General features: G+C 73.1%; 20 protein-coding genes. 13 read left to right on the top strand and 7 right to left on the bottom strand.

Translation table 11 applies throughout. From position 1 onward, the window contains the following. Positions 1 to 3 precede the first annotated feature (3 nt). Positions 4 to 345, bottom strand: coding sequence for a hypothetical protein (locus ACFQ79_RS31450; RefSeq protein WP_383589780.1), 342 nt, complete (start codon positions 343 to 345; stop codon positions 4 to 6). Beyond that, entirely contained in the window at positions 342 to 995 is a 654-nt protein-coding gene (locus tag ACFQ79_RS31445) for a DUF6232 family protein (protein ID WP_383589778.1), read from the bottom strand. Before ACFQ79_RS31445 ends, ACFQ79_RS31450 begins: the two co-directional genes overlap by 4 nt. Before the next feature lie 266 nt (positions 996 to 1,261). Between ACFQ79_RS31445 and ACFQ79_RS31440 the strand changes: the two genes are divergently transcribed. Further along, positions 1,262 to 1,393 (top strand): hypothetical protein, encoded by a 132-nt coding sequence (locus tag ACFQ79_RS31440; RefSeq protein ID WP_383589777.1) that lies wholly within the window; start codon positions 1,262 to 1,264, stop codon positions 1,391 to 1,393. Positions 1,394 to 1,456: 63 nt separating this feature from the next. After that, the gene (gene fusA / locus ACFQ79_RS31435) at positions 1,457 to 3,481 is read left to right on the top strand and encodes an elongation factor G (RefSeq protein ID WP_383589775.1); all 2,025 of its coding nucleotides are present in this window, start codon (positions 1,457 to 1,459) and stop codon (positions 3,479 to 3,481) included. A gap of 256 nt (positions 3,482 to 3,737) precedes the next feature. On the opposite strand, the gene ACFQ79_RS31430 is transcribed toward fusA, so the two are convergent. From ACFQ79_RS31430 to ACFQ79_RS31420, 3 genes are read right to left on the bottom strand one after another with little or no spacing between them, the layout of a single operon-like run. Next, positions 3,738 to 3,965 carry a hypothetical protein gene (locus ACFQ79_RS31430; protein WP_383589773.1) on the bottom strand — a complete coding sequence of 76 codons (228 nt, stop codon included), beginning with the start codon at positions 3,963 to 3,965 and terminating at the stop codon, positions 3,738 to 3,740. A 57-nt stretch (positions 3,966 to 4,022) separates the two neighbouring features. Then, complete coding sequence (locus ACFQ79_RS31425; RefSeq protein WP_383589771.1) at positions 4,023 to 4,517, bottom strand: DUF3592 domain-containing protein; 495 nt, start codon at positions 4,515 to 4,517, stop codon at positions 4,023 to 4,025. A gap of 12 nt (positions 4,518 to 4,529) precedes the next feature. After that, complete coding sequence (locus ACFQ79_RS31420) at positions 4,530 to 4,967, bottom strand: ATP-binding protein (protein ID WP_383589769.1); 438 nt, start codon at positions 4,965 to 4,967, stop codon at positions 4,530 to 4,532. A gap of 152 nt (positions 4,968 to 5,119) precedes the next feature. Here ACFQ79_RS31420 and ACFQ79_RS31415 point away from each other — a divergent pair, with 152 nt between their 5' ends. The 11 genes from ACFQ79_RS31415 (at position 5,120) to ACFQ79_RS31365 (ending at position 16,658) form a co-directional block, all read left to right on the top strand. Continuing rightward, positions 5,120 to 5,962 carry a helix-turn-helix domain-containing protein gene (locus ACFQ79_RS31415; RefSeq protein WP_383589768.1) on the top strand — a complete coding sequence of 281 codons (843 nt, stop codon included), beginning with the start codon at positions 5,120 to 5,122 and terminating at the stop codon, positions 5,960 to 5,962. Beyond that, a complete protein-coding gene (locus tag ACFQ79_RS31410; RefSeq protein ID WP_383589766.1) occupies positions 5,959 to 6,138 on the top strand; it encodes a DUF397 domain-containing protein in 180 nt (59 codons plus the stop codon). The genes ACFQ79_RS31415 and ACFQ79_RS31410 overlap by 4 nt, the downstream gene beginning before the upstream one ends. An 84-nt stretch (positions 6,139 to 6,222) precedes the next feature. Further along, complete coding sequence (locus ACFQ79_RS31405) at positions 6,223 to 7,008, top strand: SDR family NAD(P)-dependent oxidoreductase (protein ID WP_383589765.1); 786 nt, start codon at positions 6,223 to 6,225, stop codon at positions 7,006 to 7,008. A gap of 158 nt (positions 7,009 to 7,166) precedes the next feature. Continuing rightward, on the top strand, positions 7,167 to 7,565 hold the full coding sequence (locus ACFQ79_RS31400) for a hypothetical protein (protein ID WP_383589763.1): 399 nt from the start codon (positions 7,167 to 7,169) through the stop codon (positions 7,563 to 7,565). A gap of 152 nt (positions 7,566 to 7,717) precedes the next feature. Continuing rightward, positions 7,718 to 9,988: a hypothetical protein gene (locus tag ACFQ79_RS31395; RefSeq protein WP_383589761.1), complete on the top strand. Its 2,271-nt coding sequence runs from the start codon at positions 7,718 to 7,720 to the stop codon at positions 9,986 to 9,988. 88 nt (positions 9,989 to 10,076) lie between these two features. Further along, positions 10,077 to 11,759: a hypothetical protein gene (locus tag ACFQ79_RS31390; RefSeq protein WP_383589759.1), complete on the top strand. Its 1,683-nt coding sequence runs from the start codon at positions 10,077 to 10,079 to the stop codon at positions 11,757 to 11,759. Between the two features lie 266 nt (positions 11,760 to 12,025). Continuing rightward, positions 12,026 to 13,168: a serine/threonine protein phosphatase gene (locus ACFQ79_RS31385; protein ID WP_383589757.1), complete on the top strand. Its 1,143-nt coding sequence runs from the start codon at positions 12,026 to 12,028 to the stop codon at positions 13,166 to 13,168. Beyond that, positions 13,165 to 14,382, top strand: coding sequence for a lipopolysaccharide kinase InaA family protein (locus ACFQ79_RS31380; RefSeq protein WP_383589755.1), 1,218 nt, complete (start codon positions 13,165 to 13,167; stop codon positions 14,380 to 14,382). The genes ACFQ79_RS31385 and ACFQ79_RS31380 overlap by 4 nt, the downstream gene beginning before the upstream one ends. Positions 14,383 to 14,398: 16 nt before the next feature. Then, a complete protein-coding gene (locus ACFQ79_RS31375) occupies positions 14,399 to 15,109 on the top strand; it encodes a vWA domain-containing protein (protein ID WP_383589753.1) in 711 nt (236 codons plus the stop codon). Further along, positions 15,109 to 15,669, top strand: a complete 561-nt coding sequence (locus ACFQ79_RS31370; RefSeq protein ID WP_383589751.1) for a hypothetical protein — start codon at positions 15,109 to 15,111, stop codon at positions 15,667 to 15,669. Before ACFQ79_RS31375 ends, ACFQ79_RS31370 begins: the two co-directional genes overlap by 1 nt. Before the next feature lie 461 nt (positions 15,670 to 16,130). Further along, the gene (locus ACFQ79_RS31365; RefSeq protein ID WP_383589749.1) at positions 16,131 to 16,658 is read left to right on the top strand and encodes a hypothetical protein; all 528 of its coding nucleotides are present in this window, start codon (positions 16,131 to 16,133) and stop codon (positions 16,656 to 16,658) included. 22 nt (positions 16,659 to 16,680) lie between these two features. On the opposite strand, the gene msrB is transcribed toward ACFQ79_RS31365, so the two are convergent. After that, positions 16,681 to 17,085 carry a peptide-methionine (R)-S-oxide reductase MsrB gene (gene msrB / locus ACFQ79_RS31360; protein ID WP_383589747.1) on the bottom strand — a complete coding sequence of 135 codons (405 nt, stop codon included), beginning with the start codon at positions 17,083 to 17,085 and terminating at the stop codon, positions 16,681 to 16,683. A gap of 16 nt (positions 17,086 to 17,101) precedes the next feature. Then, on the bottom strand, positions 17,102 to 18,493 hold the full coding sequence (gene murC, locus ACFQ79_RS31355; protein WP_383589745.1) for a UDP-N-acetylmuramate--L-alanine ligase: 1,392 nt from the start codon (positions 18,491 to 18,493) through the stop codon (positions 17,102 to 17,104). Between the last annotated feature and the right edge of the window lie 144 nt (positions 18,494 to 18,637).

Below are 18,637 nucleotides of genomic sequence, written 5' to 3'. Positions count from 1 at the left end.
GGCCTAGCCCACCAGCGTCATCAGCTGTCCGACCGCGTCCACGGCGGGCTGGCCCACCGTGCCGACGGCGGCGGCGATCTGCCCGACGGCGGTCAGGACGCCCATGCGCTCGCGCAGCGCCGCTCGGTCGGGGGTGAGCTCGGGAAGGGCCTCGTCGACGGTCTGCGCCTGCTCCGGGGTGAGGTGGGGCCGCAGGCCCTGGAGGAGGCGGGCGAGCTCGTCGACGGCGGCGCGGAGCCCGTCGTCCGGGGCGCCGCCGACGGAGCCGTAGTTGATGCCGACGTTGCCCTGTCCGCCGTTCACGTTGACCACGTTGCCGTAGTTGTTCGTCGTGTCGCCGCTCACAGGCTGATCCCCCGGTTGTTCCGGCCGCCGTTCATGTTCACCACGGGGCCGTAGTTGTTCGTGTTGTTGAACTGTCGTACGACGGTGCTGAACTCGGCGGCCGGATTGTCGATCGCGCGGACGATCAGCCCGGCGATGTCCCGCAGCTCCTCCATGCTCGGCAGCGTCACGAGCACCGCGGAGCCGCTGGCCATCTCGACCAGCAGCACCGGCTTCGCCGGCTCGAACAGCTCCTTGCCGAGGAAGACGGCCAGGGCGACCAGGACGACGAAGAGCAGGGGGCCGCCACCGTCCCCGAGGCTCGCGTCGTCGTCGCTCACGCTGTTGACCACGGCGTAGACCACGACGGCGACGAGCAGCCACTTCAGGAAGCGGAGGAGGGCCGCGACCCGGTCGGGCTTGAGCCTGAAGGCCTCGACGCGGGTGATGTTGTGCAGCGGGAAGGCCGCGGCGCCCACCCACAGCATCCGGCGGCTGACCCGGAGCGGCAGGACGCCTCCCCAGCCGGCTCCGGGCGGCGGTACCGAGGGCGGATCCGCCGGATCCGCCGGACCGGACGACGCTCCGGACGTCGGCCCCGACGGCGGACCCGACGGCGGATCGGACGGCGGCCTGGGCGGCGGTGGTCCGGCGTCTCCTGCGAAGGCCATGCGTTCCCCCGTGCTCTCGTCGCTCCCACCCGCACCGTGCGGGAGCACCATTAAGCGCCCGGGGCGAGTCACGAGGCAGACGAGATACGGCCAATTCCCCTACGCTGGCCGGTAGTTGGCCATCAGCACCCTGCGCTACGCGCTCCGGCCGCGGCACACCGACCCCGGAAAAACCGCTGTCGCACCTGCCCTTCCCCTCCCTACACTCACGTCTCGCGGCCATCGACCGATGTGCCGTCAGACGTCCGACCCGAGGGGAGACGACCGTGCGTTGCCGTAACGCCGCCGCCGTGTCGTCCGCCCGTGCCCGGTACGACGTGATCCTCGCCTCTCCCTCCGGCCGGTGGCGGCTGCGCGCCCGCCATCGCCGACCCGTGACGCTCCTGCCGTCCCTCTGACGGCCCGCGTACGGGAATCGCGCTGCCCCGTTCTCCTCCAGCAGCAGCGAAAGGCACGACACCGTGCGTACCCACCTCGTCGACCGCGTCCGCAACCTCGGCATCCTCGCCCACGTCGACGCCGGCAAGACCACCGTCACCGAGCGCTTCCTGTACCTCACCGGCGCCACCCACAAGCGCGGCGAGGTCCACGACGGCACCACCGTCACCGACTTCGACCCGCAGGAGCGCGACCGCGGCATCACGATCTTCGCCGCGGCCGTCAGCTGCGACTGGGCCGGACACCGGATCAACCTCATCGACACCCCGGGCCACGTCGACTTCTCCGACGAGGTCGAGCGCTCCCTGCGCGTCCTCGACGGCGCCGTCGCCGTCTTCGACGCCGTCGCGGGCGTCGAACCGCAGAGCGAGACGGTGTGGCGGCAGGCGGACCGGCACGGCGTCCCGCGCCTCGCGTTCGTCAACAAGCTGGACCGCGCGGGCGCGGAACTCGACAGCGCCGTCGAGTCGATCCGCACCCGTCTCGGCACCGTCCCGCTGCCCGTCCAGCTGCCCATCGGGCGCGAGGACGGCTTCACCGGCGTCGTGGACCTGGTCAGGATGCGGGCGTACGTGTGGGCCGACGGCGCCGACACGTACACCGACGAGCCGGTCCCCGACGAGCTCCGGGACGAGGCCCGGCACCGCAGGCGACTCCTGGAGGAGACCGTGGCGGAGCTGCATCCGGGTGCCCTGGAGGAGTTCTGCGGCGAGGGCGCGCTCTCCGCGGAGACCCTCACGGGCGCGCTCCGCGACCTCACCCTCACCGGCGAGGCCGTGGTCGTGCTCTGCGGTTCGGCGTACCGCAACCGGGGTGTCGAGACGCTGCTCGACGCCGTCGTCGCCTACCTCCCGGCGCCTTCGGACATGCCTCCGGTGCGCGGGGAGGTGCCGGCGGACCCGGAGGCGCCGTTCACCGCGCTCGCGTTCAAGGTGAGCGCGACGGCCACCGGCCGGATGACCTACGTCCGCGTCTACGCGGGCACGATCGGGAAGGGGGACACCGTGCTCGACGCCGTCAGCGGCCGCACCGAGCGGATCGCCCGCATCCTGCGGGTCCAGGCCGACCGGGCGACCGAGGTCGACGTGGCGCGCGCCGGGGACATCGTCGCCGTCGTGGGCCCGAAGGGGGCCCGCGCCGGGGCGACCCTCTGTGCCCAGGACGCTCCGATCGTCCTCGAACCGCCGACGACCGCCGACCCGGTGGTCTCGGTCGCGGTCGAGGCACGCCGGAGCACGGACACCGGCCGCCTGGCGACGGCCCTCGCCAGGCTCTCCGAGGAGGACCCGTCGCTCGTCGTGCGGTCCGACCCGGAGACGGGCCAGACCGTCCTGTCGGGCCTGGGCGAACTGCACCTGGAGGTCGCGGTGGAGAAGCTGCGGCGCGACCGCGGGCTGGAGGTCACGGTCGGCCGTCCGCAGGTCGCGTACCGGGAGACCGTGGCGAAGGGCGTCACCGGGCTGCTCCACCGTCATGTCAAACAGGACGGCGGCGCGGGCCAGTTCGCCCATGTCGTCATCGACGTCGAACCGCTCGCGGACACCGAGGAGGCGGAGTTCGCGTTCGCGTCGACCGTCACGGGCGGCCGGGTCCCGCAGGAGTACGTCCGCGCGGTCGAGGCCGGCTGCCGGGACGCGCTCGTCGAGGGTCCCCTCGGCGGCCACCCGGTCACGGGCGTCCGGGTCACGCTCACGGACGGCGCCACGCATCCGAAGGACTCCTCGGAGATGGCGTTCCGCACGGCGGGCCGGTTCGCGCTGCGCGAGGCGCTCCGCGCGAGCGTGATGACGCTCCTGGAGCCGGTGACCGACGTGACGGTCACCGTCCCCGCGGAGTCCGTCGGCTCGGTCCTCGGCGACCTCGCGGCCCGCCGCGGCCGGGTCACGGACCAGACGACCCGCTCCGGTACGGCGGTGGTGGAGGCGACGGTGCCGCTGGCCGAACTCTTCGGCTACGCGTCCCGCCTGCGCGGCCGCACCCAGGGCCGGGGCACGTTCACGACCCGCCCGGCGGGTTACGCCCCCGCGCCCAGGGGTCAGGCCGGCTGAGTGGAGGTGTCCGGTCCGTGGGGTCGCCACGGACCGGACACCGGGCCTTCGCGATCGGGTCCTCACGCACACGTCGGCACCAACACCCCCTGTGGAGCGTTAGGTTGATGACGTCGTACGAACGCTGGGGGGCGAGTGACGGACCAACAGGACGTGCTGTACCGCGTGGAGTCGGACCTGGAGTGGAACACGGTCGCGGCCGGCACCGCACGGGTCAGCCTCCATCCGGACGAGAGGGCGCCCGAGGTCATCGTCGTCAGCGGCCCGTGCCCGCGCTGCCGGCACGAGACGGTGCACGCCGAGCCGCTCGTCTCGTACGCCAACGCAGCAGCTCCTCGGACACCTCGGGCATCCTCCGCCCGATCTCGACCATGCGTTCCTGCCAGTCCGTCGCATGCTCGACGTCCCGCATGCCGGTCGCCTCGGCGGCCTGGGCCTGCAGCTCCCGCAGGAAGGCCCGCGCCTTCTCCGTCTCCGTCGTCACCCTGAAGCCCCCGTCCCTCTGCCCACCGGTCAGTCTGGCGGCAGTCGGGGAACGCTGTCAGGCGAACGCGCGCCGCTGCCGCCGCGCATGGACCGACCCCCAGACCGCCACCACCAGGAAGAGCACGGCGCCCGAGCCGAACAGCACGGTGGCCACGGCCGGCCCACCGCCACCGACGTCATCCTGGGAGGCGACCACCTGCGGATCGCCCTCCCGGTACCGGACGGTGAGACGCTCACCGGCCACGTTCCTCCCGTGGCCGCTCCCCACCGGGAGGTTCGCCACCACGGTCCGCCCCTCGGCCTCGAACCTGACCTTGCATCCCCCCAGGAAGCACCCCGAACCGGCGGCCACCAGCGTCGCGTCGGCCTGTCGGCCGTCCTGGAGGGAACGCAGGTGCTGGGCCGCCGGATACATCACGAGGCCCGACAGGGCCGCCAGCAGCAGGGCGAGCACCAGCGCGAAGACGAGCGCCACCCTGGGCCTCAGGGCTCCCTCGCCCGCCTTGTTCTCCGCGTCCAAGTCGTCCGCCCCCTCCGGTTGTTCCTTCACGGTCAAGGTACGTCAGGAGTCGAGGTCGAGCTCTGCCCGTACGGTCTTGCCGACCGGCACGCGGTCGAGCACCGACCACCGGGACGCCAGCGCGTCCACGAGGAGCAGACCGCGACCGCCCTCGTCGAGGAGACCGGGGACGGCGGCGGCCGGACGGCGTTCGCCCCGCGTGTCGGAGACGTCGATCCGCAGCCGCAGCCCGGGCGTGTACGTGAGCACCAGCTCGAAGTCCCGCCCGGGAACCCGCCCGTGGGTGACGGCGTTGGCGGCGAGTTCGGCGACCAGGAGCCCGACGGCGTCGGAGACCCCGGAACCGTACGGGACGTTCCAGCGGTCGAGCTGGTGGAGCGAGAGACGCCGCGCGAGGCGCGCGCCGCGCGGCGTCGAGCTGAAGCGCTGGGTGAACACACGTACGGTGACGGCGGCTTGGCGGGTCATGGGGGAGGTCATGGGGCCAATGTGGCGCCGCGCCGGGAGGGTTGCCAGGTCAGAAACCCGTACGCTGCGCAGCGTACGGGTTCACGCTCTGGACGGTACCGGTAACTACCCGTGAGCATGGGTGCGTTCAACGCGAGCGCACGGGTGCGGGAGGTGGCCGGGTGATGGATGAGGTTCCGGACGAGGTTCACGGCGGCAGCGAACCGGAGGCGTCGGATAGCTTGAAGGCCTTCGGGGAGGTGGTCAAGACCTTCCGAAGGCGGGCGGGGTTGACGCAGGAGGCTTTCGCGCCCCTCGTCGGGTACTCGGTGCCGACGGTGGCTTCGATCGAGCAGGGGCGGCGCTTACCCTCGGTCGGATTCGTGGAGAAGTCCGAAGTGGTGCTCGACGCCTTCGGGGTGATTCGCGCGGCGGCGAAGCACCTGGCGCGAAAGCCGGGACTTGCGAAGTGGTTCCACCAGTGGGCCAAGCTCGAACTTCAGGCAGTGACGCTGTACACCTACGAGAACCGACTGGTGCCAGGGCTGCTGCAAACTCCGGCCTACGCGAAGACGATCTTCGACGAGAGAATCCCTGCCCTGGACGACGACGAGATTGAAACCCGGATCGCCGCCCGGGCCGAACGGAAGAAGCTGCTGACGGAACGTCCCCACACGATCTACAGCTTCATCATCGAGGAGCACGTGCTACGCCGCCAGACGGGCGGTCCGCAGGTCATGCGCCTGCAGATCGACCACATCCTCGACATCTGCGCCCGTCGCAACATCGACCTCCAGATCATGCCGCAGTCAAGGGAGTACCACGCGGGTCTCGACGGCCCCATGCGGCTCCTGGAAACCCCGGAGAACCGGTGGTACGCCTACTGCGAGGGACAGGAGAACGGGCTTCTCATCTCCGACTCCAAAGTGGTCAGCATCCTCCAGAAGCGATATGCCAGGATGCGGGCACAGGCTCTGTCCGTGGAGGACTCCCTGAGCCTGCTGCTGGAGATGCGAGGAGCACCATGAGCACCACAGACCTGGCCTGGTTCAAGAGCAGTTACAGCGGTAGCAGCGGCGACGACTGCGTCGAAGTCGCCACCCGCCCCTCCACCATCCACGTCCGCGACTCCAAGAACCCCACCGGTCCCCAGCTCGTCCTCTCCCCCTCCACCTGGACGGAGTTCCTCGCCGAACTGGTCTGACCCGCGTCTGACAGGATGCGTGTACCTGCCCTCCACCGCACGCGGAGCGGCCGGTGCACGCACGACGCGAGGAGCGCAGACCAGATGAGCACGACGCCCGGCGGTTACCTCTCCGACCTCTTCTCCCTCGACGGCCGCACGGCCCTCGTCACGGGTGGCAGTTCCGGCATCGGCCGGGCCATCGCCGGGGCCCTCGCCCGCGCCGGGGCGAGCGTCGTGGTGATCGCGCGCAAGGAGGCGGATCTGGTCACGACCGTCGACGAGTTGACGGCCGACGGCTGCCGGGCGGCATGGGTGAGCGCCGATCTGGGTACGCGCGCGGGGATCAAGGCCGGGGCCGAGGAGGCGGCGGCGGTGTTCGGCGAGCCGGACATCCTGGTCAACTCGGCCGGCATCAACCTCCGCCCCGCGTTCGGGGAGCTCAGCGACGAGGTCTGGGACACCACCATGACGGTGAACCTGGAGGCGCCCTTCCTGCTCGGCCGGCGCTTCGGTCCCGGCATGGCCGAGCGCGGCTTCGGGCGGATCATCCACATCACCTCCCAGCAGGCGCACCGCGCGTTCGTGCAGAGCGGCGCGTACGGGGTGTCCAAGGGCGCCCTGGAGTCGCTCGCCCGTTCGCAGGCGGAGGCCTGGTCCCCGTACGGCGTCACGGCGAACACCCTGGTCCCGGGCTTCGTGATGACCCCGCTCAACGAGCGGCTCTCCTCCGACCCGGAGAAGGTGGCCGCGCTGGCGGCCCGCACGATGGTCGGCCGCAACGGGCTCGCCGAGGACTTCGCGGGCGCCGCCGTGTTCCTGGCGAGCGCCTCCTCTGCGTACGTCACGGGCCAGTCCCTCTTCGTCGACGGCGGCTTCTCCGTCCACTGACGTCCCGCCCGTCCCCGTACGAGATCCGGCCATCATCGGCCCCGGCAGGCCGTCGGATTTCGGTCATTGTTCGCCGAACCCCTGGTGTCCTGCGCGGTGAGTAATTGAATGGCTTCACTTGTGTGCGGGTGAGTGCGCGGAACAACCGGGGGAAACACATGGATCCACTGACGGCCATCGCCGCCGCGGGCGTGGCGCTCGTGGTCAAGGGTGCTCTGGAGGCCACGGGGCAGGAGGCCGGACGGAGCGGCTGGACCGGTGGGGCCCGGCTGGTCGCCCGGATCAGGGAACGGTTCCGCGGGGACGGCGATGCCGAGGCGGCCCTTGAGCGGGTGACCGACACGCCGGACGACGAGACCGGCCGGCACGACCTGGAGCGGATGCTCCAGGCGCACATGCTGCGCGACCGGGACTTCGAGAGCGACATCCGGCGGTTCGTCGACGAGGCCGTCGCGGCCTCCGGGCGCGGCGGCCCGCAGGTCAGCGCGGCGCTGATCAAGAACGCCCAGATCTTCAACGAGAAGGTCGAGATCAAGGGCGACTGGAACGTCTCCTGACGACGTCCGTACGTCCCCGATCAGAGAGGGCGGTACGACCCCGACCGGCGAGGGCGGTACGTCCTCGCCCGGCGGGGCGGCGCGTCCTCGATCAGTGAAGGCGGCCGTGCTCCTGCCGCCTCTTCGCCGACCCACCCCGGAAGACCTGTGCCATGAGCGAGGAAAGCACCGCCGAGCCGTCGGCCGGCGGTAAGACCGACCGCTCCGATCCCACCCCCGCCGCCACCCCGCCCTCCTCCCCCGACGCCCCGAAGGGCGCGTCGGAGGACTCCGCGAGGGGCGAGCCGCGCGGGGGCGGGCCGGAGCAGGACGGCCCCGTCAGCGAGTCCGACGCCCTGCGCTCCCTCACGGAGCGCTCGGCCGCCGACGACGCCGAACGGTCCGAGGCGCAGCGTGCGGGCGCCATCGCGGACCTCATCGCGCAGCGCCTCAACGCCGACGCGTCCGGCACCCGGATCGGCACCCTGGCGCTCTTCAACGACACGGTCAGCTTCGGCGGCGGGTTCAACGCCGGAGGCGAGCGGCACGCCCGCGCCGCGCACCGCGGCGGCGGGTCCGTGCTGCCGCTCGGCGCCGTCGAACTGGTCGACCACACCGAGCTGTTCGTGCAGCCCGAGGGGTACGACTCCGCACTGACCGCGCTGTGCGAGCGTCGGCTCCTCGTCCTGGCCGGGCCCTCCGGCAGCGGCCGCGAGGCCACCGCCGTCAATCTGCTCGCCGAGGCGCTCGCGCTGGGCGGCGCCGACGGCGGCGGGGTCTGCCACCGGCTCCTCGACCCGGCCGCCGTCCTCGCCCCCGAGTGGGAGCCGCCGGTCAAGGACAGCGGATACCTGGTCGCCGTCGAGGACGGACGGGCCGGCGCGCGGGACTTCGAGGCGCTCCCCCGCAGGCTTCCGGCCGTCGTGGCGGCGCTGCGCGCGCACGGCTGCCATCTGGTCCTGACCGGCGGCCAGGACCTGGCCGTCACCGTCCGGGCGGACGGCTCCGAGTCGGTGGCCGTGCACGCCCTCGCGCCCGTGGACCCGCTGGCCGTCCTCGAACGGCGGGTGCTCGGGCACGGCGGTTCACCGGAGGCCCGTGCCGCACTGCGCGCGACGCTGGCGTCCGGCGGGGTCGCCGACACGCTGCGCGAGATGCCGGCGGCCCGGCACGCCGCCCGTCTGGCCGCGGACATCTCCGCGGGCCGTGACGTGGTCGCCGCGGCGGCCGCGCTGCGCGATCCGAGCGACCAGGTGCGGACGTGGTTCGACCGGCACCGGAACCCGGAGGCGGTGGCGTTCGCGCTGGCCGCCGCCGTCCTCGAGGACAGCGGCTACCTCACCGTCGCCGAGGCGGCCGTACGGCTCAGGGCCGCGCTCTCGATCCCCGAGGCCGCGCCGCCCGACGTGCGGTTCAGGGACCGGCTCGGCGACGAGCAGCAGTGGATCCGCCTCGACGGCGACTCCTCGGGACCGCCCCGGGTGCGCTTCCGTAACCCGCTGCTCGGGCAGGTCGTCCTGATCTACGCCTGGACCGGACTCGACGGGTGGCGCGAGGCGCTGCTCAGCTGGCTGCGCCGGCTCCTCGACCACGCCGACCTGGAGGTCCGCGCCCGGGCCGCCGTCGCCGCCGGGATCATCGCCTGGGCCGACCACCACTACGCCGTGCACCGCTTCCTCACCGGCTGGGCCGCCGCGGACTCCTGGCAGCTCCGCCAGGCCGCCGCGACCGCGCTCGGCGTGGCGGGCAGCCGGGAGGACTCGGCCGAGGCCGTGTGGGAGCTGCTGCACGGCTGGGCGCGCGGCGGCAGTTCGGCCCGTCAGCGGCGGCTCGCGGGGACGGCCGCGAACACGGCGGGCGGTCTCCTCGGCCGGGAGGCGCCCGCGCGCGCGGTGGCCGTGCTGCACGACGCCCTCGACCGCGACGGCGACTGGGGCACCCTGCCCTCCGTGGCCTGGGGCGGGGTCCACCTGGTGCACCAGGGACGGGCGGCGGAACTTCTCGACGCCTATCTGGACTGGTCCGCGCCGCAGGACCTCTCCCCCATGGTCGTCAAGTCGCTGTCGGCCTTCCTCTTCGCCACGGGCCGGCCGTACGAGCCGACGGTCGACGGGCCGGTGGAGGGCGTGTCCGGCGTACCCCTGCTGCTGAGCCTGCTGCCCGAACACGAGGAGCGGATGGCGGAGTTGTGGGCGCGGTCGCTGGCCCGCCGCCCGCTGCAGGACACGGCTCTGCTCGCGCTGCGCGACTGGGTCGACGTCCACGCCGAGCGCGGCGGCCGGCCCACCCTCGAAGCGCTGAACCGCCTCCTGTGGGACGTCTCCCGGAAGCCGGGCTCCCACCGCGAGCGGCTCTTGTGGTGGCTGGACAAGTGGGCGAAGGACCGCGACCGGCCGTCCAGGAACGCCGCCCTGCTCCGGGCCGCGCTGGCCCGTACGACCTGAACCGTACGGCCCGAACCGTACGGCCCGACGCCAGAACTGCCCCGCCCGACACGGGCGGAACGTCCCGAGGAACTGGAAGGAGGTCCCCGTGGGAGAACAGCAGACCTACGACCCGGTGCTGTCCTACGAGGAACTGCCCAAGTGGCGGCTGACGAGTCCGGTACGGCCGCCGCAGCCCGGCCGCGCGCTGGTCCTGGTCCGGGAGAGCGGTCCGTCCCTGACGATACGCACCGGGGAGGAGATCCCCTCCTCCCGCTTCGGCGCGTACAGCGGGATGTTCACCGTCGACCTGACGGAGCACCGGCTCGTCCTCGACATCCCGCTCCTCAGCCGCGACCACACCTTCTCCTTCCGCAGCCGGGTGGACCTGGTGTGCCGGGTCGCGGACCCGGCCCAGGTCGTGGCCCGCGGCATCCGGGACATGAGCGAGACCCTCTTCGACTACCTGCGGAAGACGCTGCGCGAGGTCTCCCGGGAGTACGACATCGCCCAGTTCCACCAGGCGGAGGGGGCGTTGAACGCGACGGTGGCCGGGTTCACCGGTGACGACGCGGTGCGCCTGCGGAACGTGCACGTCGAGCTCCTCGTCGACGAGGACGAGATCGCCACCAGCGGGCGCGACTTCCGGGACGTCGTCCGGGAGACCCGGCTCTCCGGGATGCGGCGCGAACGGCACCTGGACATGATCCGCGAGGAGGGCCTCGACGGCCTGATCGCCGAGATCATGGAGAAGGAGGGCCCCCGCGCCGCCCTCACCTGGATCGAGAAGAACGAGGCCGAGAAGCGCGAGGTGCGGCGCGAGATCATGCGCCTGGTCCTGGAACGCGGCGACGCGGACCGGGAGCCCTTCGAGCAGGCCGAACTGGAGCGGACCGTCCTGGAGGAGGTCCTGCGCGAGGGCGACGGGCTCTTCGACGGCGCCGCCCGGCGCGGGCGGCTGCGGGGCTCGCTCGCCCGCGCCGCGGACCCGCCGCCGGCCCTGGGCCCGGGTTCCGGGACCGAGGACGAGCCCCGGGGGACGCGCGGAGCACTGCGCGGCGAGGTGGTGCGGGGCGGGACTGCGGGAGACGGGGACGCGCGGGGCACCCGGCCCGGCGACGCGGGCCCCGCCCGGTCCGGTGGCAGCCGGGTCTCGGGGACGTACGGCGCGGGACGCACCGAGGGCCACGGACCGGGCAGCCGCCGCCCGGTCGGCGACGGCCGCCCGGCGGACCGCGACGGCGGACGCGGACGGGACGGCGGCGGGGACGGTGGGTCGTGGCGCGGCGCCCGGGGCTACGGGCCGCCCGAGGACGAGCCGCTGCCGGACCCGAGCGCGGGCCGTGACAGCGGCGGGGCCACGGGCGGCGAACGCGCCCCGGGCCGTGACCGGGACTCGGACAGGGACCGGGACTCAGGCCGAGACCGCTACCTGGGCCGGGACGGCTACCCGGACCGGGGCCGGGACTCGGACCGGGGCCGGGATGCGGGCCGAGACGGCTACCCGGGCCGGGACGGCTACCCGAGCCGGGACCCGGACCGGGTCCGGGAGTCCGGGCGCGGTCGGGCGTCCGGCCGCGACCGCGATGCGGGCCGCGCCCCCGACCGGGATCCCGCCCCGGACCGGAACTCCGGCCGGGGGGACCGGCCGGGAACGCCGTCCGCGTCGTCCCCGCCGCACGGTGCCGCGTCCGGCGAACCGCCCGCCGACCGGCCGGCGCCCCGGGTCAGCAGGGTGCGGGGCACCACCAAGCGGGACACCCCTCGACCCGGACCCGACAGGGAGCGTTGATGGCAGAGCACGACCACAGGGCGTGGCAGGCCGCGCCCTCGCACGGCCCCGACCGGCGGCCGCCCGCACCGGCGCCCGCGGGTCCGCCCCCGCCCCCCGGACCGCCGGGACCGCCTCCGCCGCCGGGCCCACCCGGTCCGCCCCCGCCGCCCGGACCCGGCGGAACGTCCGCTCCCACGGCCCCGGGGCGTCACCCCGTGGCCCCGCCGCCGATCCCGGCACCGCCGTCCGCACGGGGCGTCGCTCCGGCGATCGGGCCGGGACCCATGGCGGCCCCGAAGGGGGCGCACGGCGCTGCCGCCGTGCCCGGCGACGAGCCGAAGCCGGCCGAGCGCCGGCTGCCGCCCCAGATGGTCTGGTCGGCGCCGGGAGGGGTCCGGGGGCTTCAGGCGCTCTCGGTCTGGACCGAACAGGTGCCCGGTCACGGCGAGGACGCCGAGCCATTCGTCGTCCACCACTGGCCCACCGACGAGGGCATGATCGCGGTCTTCGACGGTTCGGGCGGCGCGGGCGCCGGCCCGGTGTGGGAGGGGCCGGACGGACTCCGCCACACCGGGGCCTGGGTCGGGTCCCGGGTCGCCCGGCTGGCCACGGAGTGCTGGTTCCGCGAGGTCGCGCGGGAGGGCGAGGAGGTCGGTCCGGACAGCCTGCACCAGTACCTGGACTGGTTCCTCGCCATGGCTCCGCAGCGACGCAGCAAGATCGGCGGCACCATGCGCCGGCACCTGCCGACCACCCTCGCCGGTGTGCACTACCGCGTCCACGGCAAGGAGCACACGGTCGAACTGCGCCCGCTGTGGGCCGGTGACTCGCGGGTGTACGTGCTCACCCCGGCCGACGGACTGCACGTCCTCACCCGGGACCACACCCGCGAGAGCGACGCCCTCGAACTGCTGCGCACCGACCCGCCGATGACCAACGTGGTCTGCGCGGACCGGAAGTTCTTCATCGACACGCACCACATCGCGTCGTTCAGGATGCCCTGCGTCCTGATCGCCGCCACGGACGGGTACTTCGGCTATGTGCACACCCCCGCCGACTTCGAGTACCTGCTCCTGGACACCCTGCGGCAGGCCGGCAACGAGTACGAGTGGGCCGATCTGCTCCGTCGCGGGGTCCAGGGGTACACCGGGGACGACGCCTCGCTCGCCCTGCTCGCCCTCGGTCACCAGGACTTCCCGGCCCTGGTCGCCGCGTACGAGCAGCGCTTCTCCGACCTGACGGAGCGGTACGTACGGGGCCGGCCCGCGGTCCTCGACGCGGCCCCCCGCAGCGGCGAGGCGGCCGGAGAACCGGAGGGCCCGCAGGAGACGCAGGCCCGTGTCCGCGCCTGGCAGGACCACACCTGGCAGACCTACCGCACCGCGTACGAGACCCATCTGCCGCCCGCGTCCGAGGAGTACCGATGAAACTGGGCGACACGATCGCGGGCTACCGCATCGTCACCGAACCCACCAACGCCAACGGCGGGAAGTGCATCTGGGCCTTCGCGGAGAAGGACGGGGGCCAGTACTTCATCAAGCAGTTCCTCGAGCCCAAGCGCCCGCGCGACGACGCCGCCGACTCCAAGAGCGTGCGCATCCGCCGCCAGGTCGCCCAGGAGTTCGAGAAGCGGCACCGCGACGTCATGAAGCGGCTGCGCCCGGACACCCTCGGCGGTGGCAACATCGTGCTCGCCACCGACTTCTTCCACGTGGGCAGCACGTACTACAAGGTCACCGAGCGGATCGACACCACCAGCCTGGACCGGCCCCAGACCCTGGAGCCCCGGCAGAAGATGGTGCTGCTCAAGACCCTCGGATCGAGCCTCAAGCAGCTGCACGACAGCGGCACGGTGCACGGTGACCTCAAGCCGCTCAACGTGCTGGTGCAGAAGCGGGAGGGCGCCGCCTTCCACGCGGCGAAGCTGATCGACTTCGACGACTCGTACGGCTCCGGGAACCCGCCGCAGCCGGAGGACATCGCCGGCGACTCCGTCTACGGGGCCCCGGAGTGGCTCCGTTACATCAAGCTCGACGGGACGGTCCGGCCCAAGGACCTGACCTGCGCGGTCGACATCTTCGCGCTCGGGCTGATGACCCATACCTACGTGGTGGGCGAACTCCCCGCGTACGAGAAGGGGTTCGACTCCCCCGCGGACGCGGTGAACGGAGGCGCGGAGCTCCGCTTCGACTCGCGCCTCTCGGACGAACTCCTCGCCCTGCTGCGCGGGATGACGTCCGCCGACCCGCGCGCCCGGCCGGACATCGCCGCCTTCCTGGCGGCGCTCTCCGACCCCGAGGTGTGCACCCTCCGGCACCGCAGGCCGGGCACCGCGGCCCCGCCGAAGGCCACCAAGGCCCCGGCGGGCACGACGGGCTCCGGCGCGGGCCCGGCCGGCGGCTCCGTGCCGGAACCGGCCCGTACGAAGAGCCGTGTCCGCTCCACCTTCGGCCGCCGGAAGGAGACCCCCGCGGCGCCGGCGGCCCCCGCCACCCCGGCGGCCCCCGCTCCCCGTCCGGCCGCGGACGCACCCGCACCGACGCCCACACCCGCGCCCGCTCCGGCGCCCGCTCCGGAAACGGGCAAGTCCCGGGTCCGCATCAACCTCGGCGGTCGCGGCGGCGACCGCCGCACCCCCTGACAAGGAGAACGTCCCCATGAACGACGCCATCGGGCAGTACCAGGGCAATCTGCAGTACGCCGTCGACATCGCCCTGTGCATCGACGCGACCGGCAGCATGCACCCCGTCCTCGGCACGGTGAAGGCCAGCGCCCTCCAGTTCCACCAGCGCCTCGACGACGTGATGGCCAAGAAGGGCAAGTCCATCAGCCAGCTGCGGCTGAAGGTCATCGCGTTCCGCGACTTCGGCGACAACCCCTCGGACGCGATCGAGGAGACCGACTTCCTCCATCTCCCCGCCCAGGCGAAGGAGTTCGAGCAGTTCATCGGCGGGATCGACGCGGGCGGCGGCGGCGACATCCCGGAGTCCGGCCTGGAGGCGCTCGCCCTGGCCGTCAACTCCCCCTGGGAGACCGGGCTCGACCGCAGGCGCCACGTGATCGTGATGTTCACCGACGCGCCCGCGCACGCCCTCGGCACGGTCGGCGCCGACGCGCCGACCTACCCGCGGCACATCCCGCGCAGCCTGGACGATCTCTTCGAGCAGTGGGGCTACGCCCGCAGCCAGACCTCGGTCATGGAGCAGTCCGCCAAGCGGCTCGTGCTCTTCGCGCCGGAGGAGGCCCCGTGGTCGGACCCGATCGCCGAGGAGTGGGACCTCACGCTCCACTTCGCCTCGAAGGCGGGCGAGGGCCTGGAGGAGTTCGAGATGGACGAGATCATCGAGACGATCGCGAACAGCCTGTGATGGTGGAATGGGACGGCTTCCAGCTGTCCCTGGGGTCCGAGGGGCTGGAGTTCCTCTGGGTCGGCGCGGGGATCTTCGAGGTCAGGCCGTCGCACTGCGTATCGGCCTCGCTCCGTCGTCCGTCGGCCGGCAGGGCCGGGCACGAGATGGAGTTCCGGTTCCGGTTCCCCGGCGGCGCCTCGGGGACCAAGACGGCCGAGGTACGCGTGGACGTGCCGCCCCACAAGGTGGAGCAGGCCGGGCACTTCATGGCCGTGCTCTGGCGCGACCACTCGGTACCGGACCTGCCCGAGGGCGGGGGCGCGGACGTCCCCGTGGCCTCGGCCGCGGCTCCCGCCGCAGTCGCCCACCTCGACGCGGCCCCGGCCCCGGACCGGCACCCGGACCTGCACCCCGACAAGGACCCGGACGCGGGTCCCGCGCTGGGGACGGCCTCGGACGCCGTCGAGCTGGAGCGCGTGCCCGACGGCCGTCGCGAGTGGATCCTCAGCCCCGCCGGGGAGAGGTCGGAAGAGCTGTTCGCTGACGTGATGGCGCGTCAGGCGAGCAGCGCGGGTTAGGAGGGACGACAGGCGTGGCGGGCTCGGCCAAGTGGCAATGCGCGGACTGCGACAACAACAACGGACTCAAGGACACAGCCTGCACCATCTGCGGGTCGACCCGGCGGGCTCCGGTGTCGCGGCCCGCCACTCCGTCACGCCCGACGCCGAAGCGTTCCGCACCGAAGGCGACGCCTCCCAAGGCGACGCCGCCGAAGCCCACGCCCACGAAGAGCACGCCTCCGAAGGCGACGCCCCCGAAGACCACGACGTCCCGGGTCACGTCCACCGGGACCACCCCGAGGGCGACCCCGCCCGGGAAGGGCGCCACGAAGCCCCCGTCGCGGCCGACGCCGCGGCGGACCCCTTCTCCCCCGCGGGGCACCGGTTCGACCGGCGGGACGGGTTCGCGCCCGACCGGGCTCCTGTTCCCGCCGCCGAGCGGCACCGGCTACACACCACCGACGCGGACGACGCCGCCGGTGTCCACCCCGCCGACGTACACCAGGCCGACCTCCTACGATCCGCCGACCTACCGGCCGCCGGTGAAGGAGAAGAAGTCCCGCGGCTGCCTGTTCTTCTTCATCGTGATCGCCGTCCTCGTGGTGCTCGGAGTCAGGAACGGCTGGTTCGCGAGCATCGGCGATGCCATCGAGGACGCCGGCGCGAAACCGGCGACGAGCAGCCCGCGCCCCACCGGCACCGCGTGCCCGTCCCGGATCGCCGACGCGCTCCCGAGCGGTGACGGAGCCGCCCTGGTCGAGGCCTTCCGCACGGAGAACAAGCAGATCACCCTCTGCCGTACGCGGTCCGGGAAGCTCTACTACTACGGCGAGTTCAGCGACCGGCGCGAGCCCGGCATCGCCATGAAGGCCGAGAAGACGAGTGACGGGTACGAGGCGACCAACAGCCCCTACCGCTATGTCATCCACGGGGACACCGTGACCGTCTACAAGTCGGGCACCCGCATCGGCCGCGAGGACCTCAGCCCGGAGCCGTCCCCGAGCTGAGGTCCTCGTACGCCGGTGACCGCTACGCGCTGGGCTCCAGCCGCAGCGAGATCGAGTTGATGCAGTACCGCTGGTCCGTCGGGGTGGGGTAGCCCTCGCCCTCGAAGACATGGCCCAGGTGCGAGCCGCAGCGGGAGCAGCGGACCTCGGTGCGGACCATGCCGTGGGTGCGGTCCTCGATCAGCTCGACGGCGGAGCTGTCCTTCGGGTCGAAGAAGGACGGCCAGCCGCAGTGCGACTCGAACTTCTCGTTCGACGTGAACAGCTCCGCGCCGCAGGCCCGGCAGGAGTACACGCCCTTGGTGGTGGTGTCCGTGTACTCACCGCGGAACGCGGGCTCGGTGCCCGCCTGGCGCAGCACCTGGTACTCCGCCGGGGTCAGCTCCGCACGCCACTGCTCGTCCGGCTTCTCGACGTCGTACGCCATGAGCTCGCTCCCTCTGCTACTTCGACAGGTGGTCCAGGATCAGCGGGCCGAGGTCCGTGACGTCGCCCGCGCCCATGGTGAGAACGAGATCACCGGGTCCGGCCATTCCCGCCACGACCTGCGGCACGGTCGCCTTGTCGTGGACGGGGGTCACATCGGCGCCGGCCCGTCGCGCGGCGGCGATGATCAGCTCGCTGGTGATGCCCGGGATCGGGTCCTCGCGGGCCGGGTAGATGTCGAGGACGACGGACGCGTCGGCGAGGGCCAGCGCGTCGCCCATCTCCTTGCCCAGCTCCTGGGTGCGGGAGAAGAGGTGCGGCTGGAAGACGACCAGGAGGCGGGAGGCCCCGGCGGCGCCGCGCATGGCCTCCAGGTCGGCGGTCATCTCGGTGGGGTGGTGCGCGTACGAGTCGATGACCTGGACGCCCCGCGCCTCGCCCTTGAGCTGGAGGCGGCGGCCGACGCCGGTGTAGGCGGTGAGGGCCTGGGCGAGCTCGGCCGGGTCGATGCCGACGCGGGCGCCGGCGGCGAGGGCCGCGGCGGCGTTGTGCGCGTAGTGGCGGCCGGGGACGGAGACGGTGAAGGTGTGCTCGACGCCGTCGAGGGCGACCGTCACCTCGCTCTTCATCCCGTTCGGGACGATCTTCAGGATGCGGGCGTCGGAGTCCTCGGTCTCACCGACCGTGACGATGTTCAGACCGTCGCGGTCCGCGACCCGGCGGGCCAGCTCGCGGGCGCCCGCGTGCTCGCCGACGACCAGGGTGCCGCCGGGGCGGATCTTGGCCGTGAAGGCCTCGAAGGACTCGTAGATCTCGTCCATGGAGGCGTAGTTCGCGTGGTGGTCCAGCTCGACGTTGAGGACGATCGCGACCTCGGGGTCGTACTTCTGGAAGCTGCGGTCGCTCTCGTCGGCCTCGGCGACGAAGACCTCGCCGTCGCCGTGCAGCGCGTTGGTGCCGGGACCCGCGAGGTCGCCGCCGATGGCGTACGAGGGGTCGAGACCGAGCTCGGTGAGCGCGACGGCCAGCATGGAGGTGGTCGTCGTCTTGCCGTGCGTACCGGCGACGGCGATCGCGCGCAGGCCGTCCATGAGGGAGGCGAGCGCGTCGGAGCGGTGGACGACGGGGATGCCGAGCTCGGCGGCGCGGGCCAGCTCGGGGTTGTCGGCGCGGATGGCGCTGGAGACGACGACGGCGGAGGCGTCGTCGGCGAGGTGCTCGGCGGCGTGCCCGATGTGCACGGTGGCGCCGAGGGCGCGCAGCGACTGGGCGGTCGCGGAGTCCTTGGCGTCACTGCCTGCGACCTTGGCGCCGCGCTGGGCGAGGATCTTCGCGATGCCCGACATTCCGGCACCGCCGATGCCGATGAAGTGCGGCCGTTCCATGGCGGCAGGGATGGCGGGTGCCATGCGGATCTCTCCCCGGGGTGCGTCGTGCGTGGAAGACCCCAGCCTAGTGGCTCCGGCCGGATGGGCCCGGCGGGAGCGCGGCGGGGTCCGGTGCGTGGCGGGCCGGCCGTGCCGGGCCCGTGGCCGCGCCCCCTGCACGGGGCG

The organism is Streptomyces sp. NPDC056480, assembly GCF_042795405.1.
Classification (GTDB): domain Bacteria; phylum Actinomycetota; class Actinomycetes; order Streptomycetales; family Streptomycetaceae; genus Streptomyces.
This window is presented reverse-complemented; position numbering and strand designations above follow the sequence as displayed.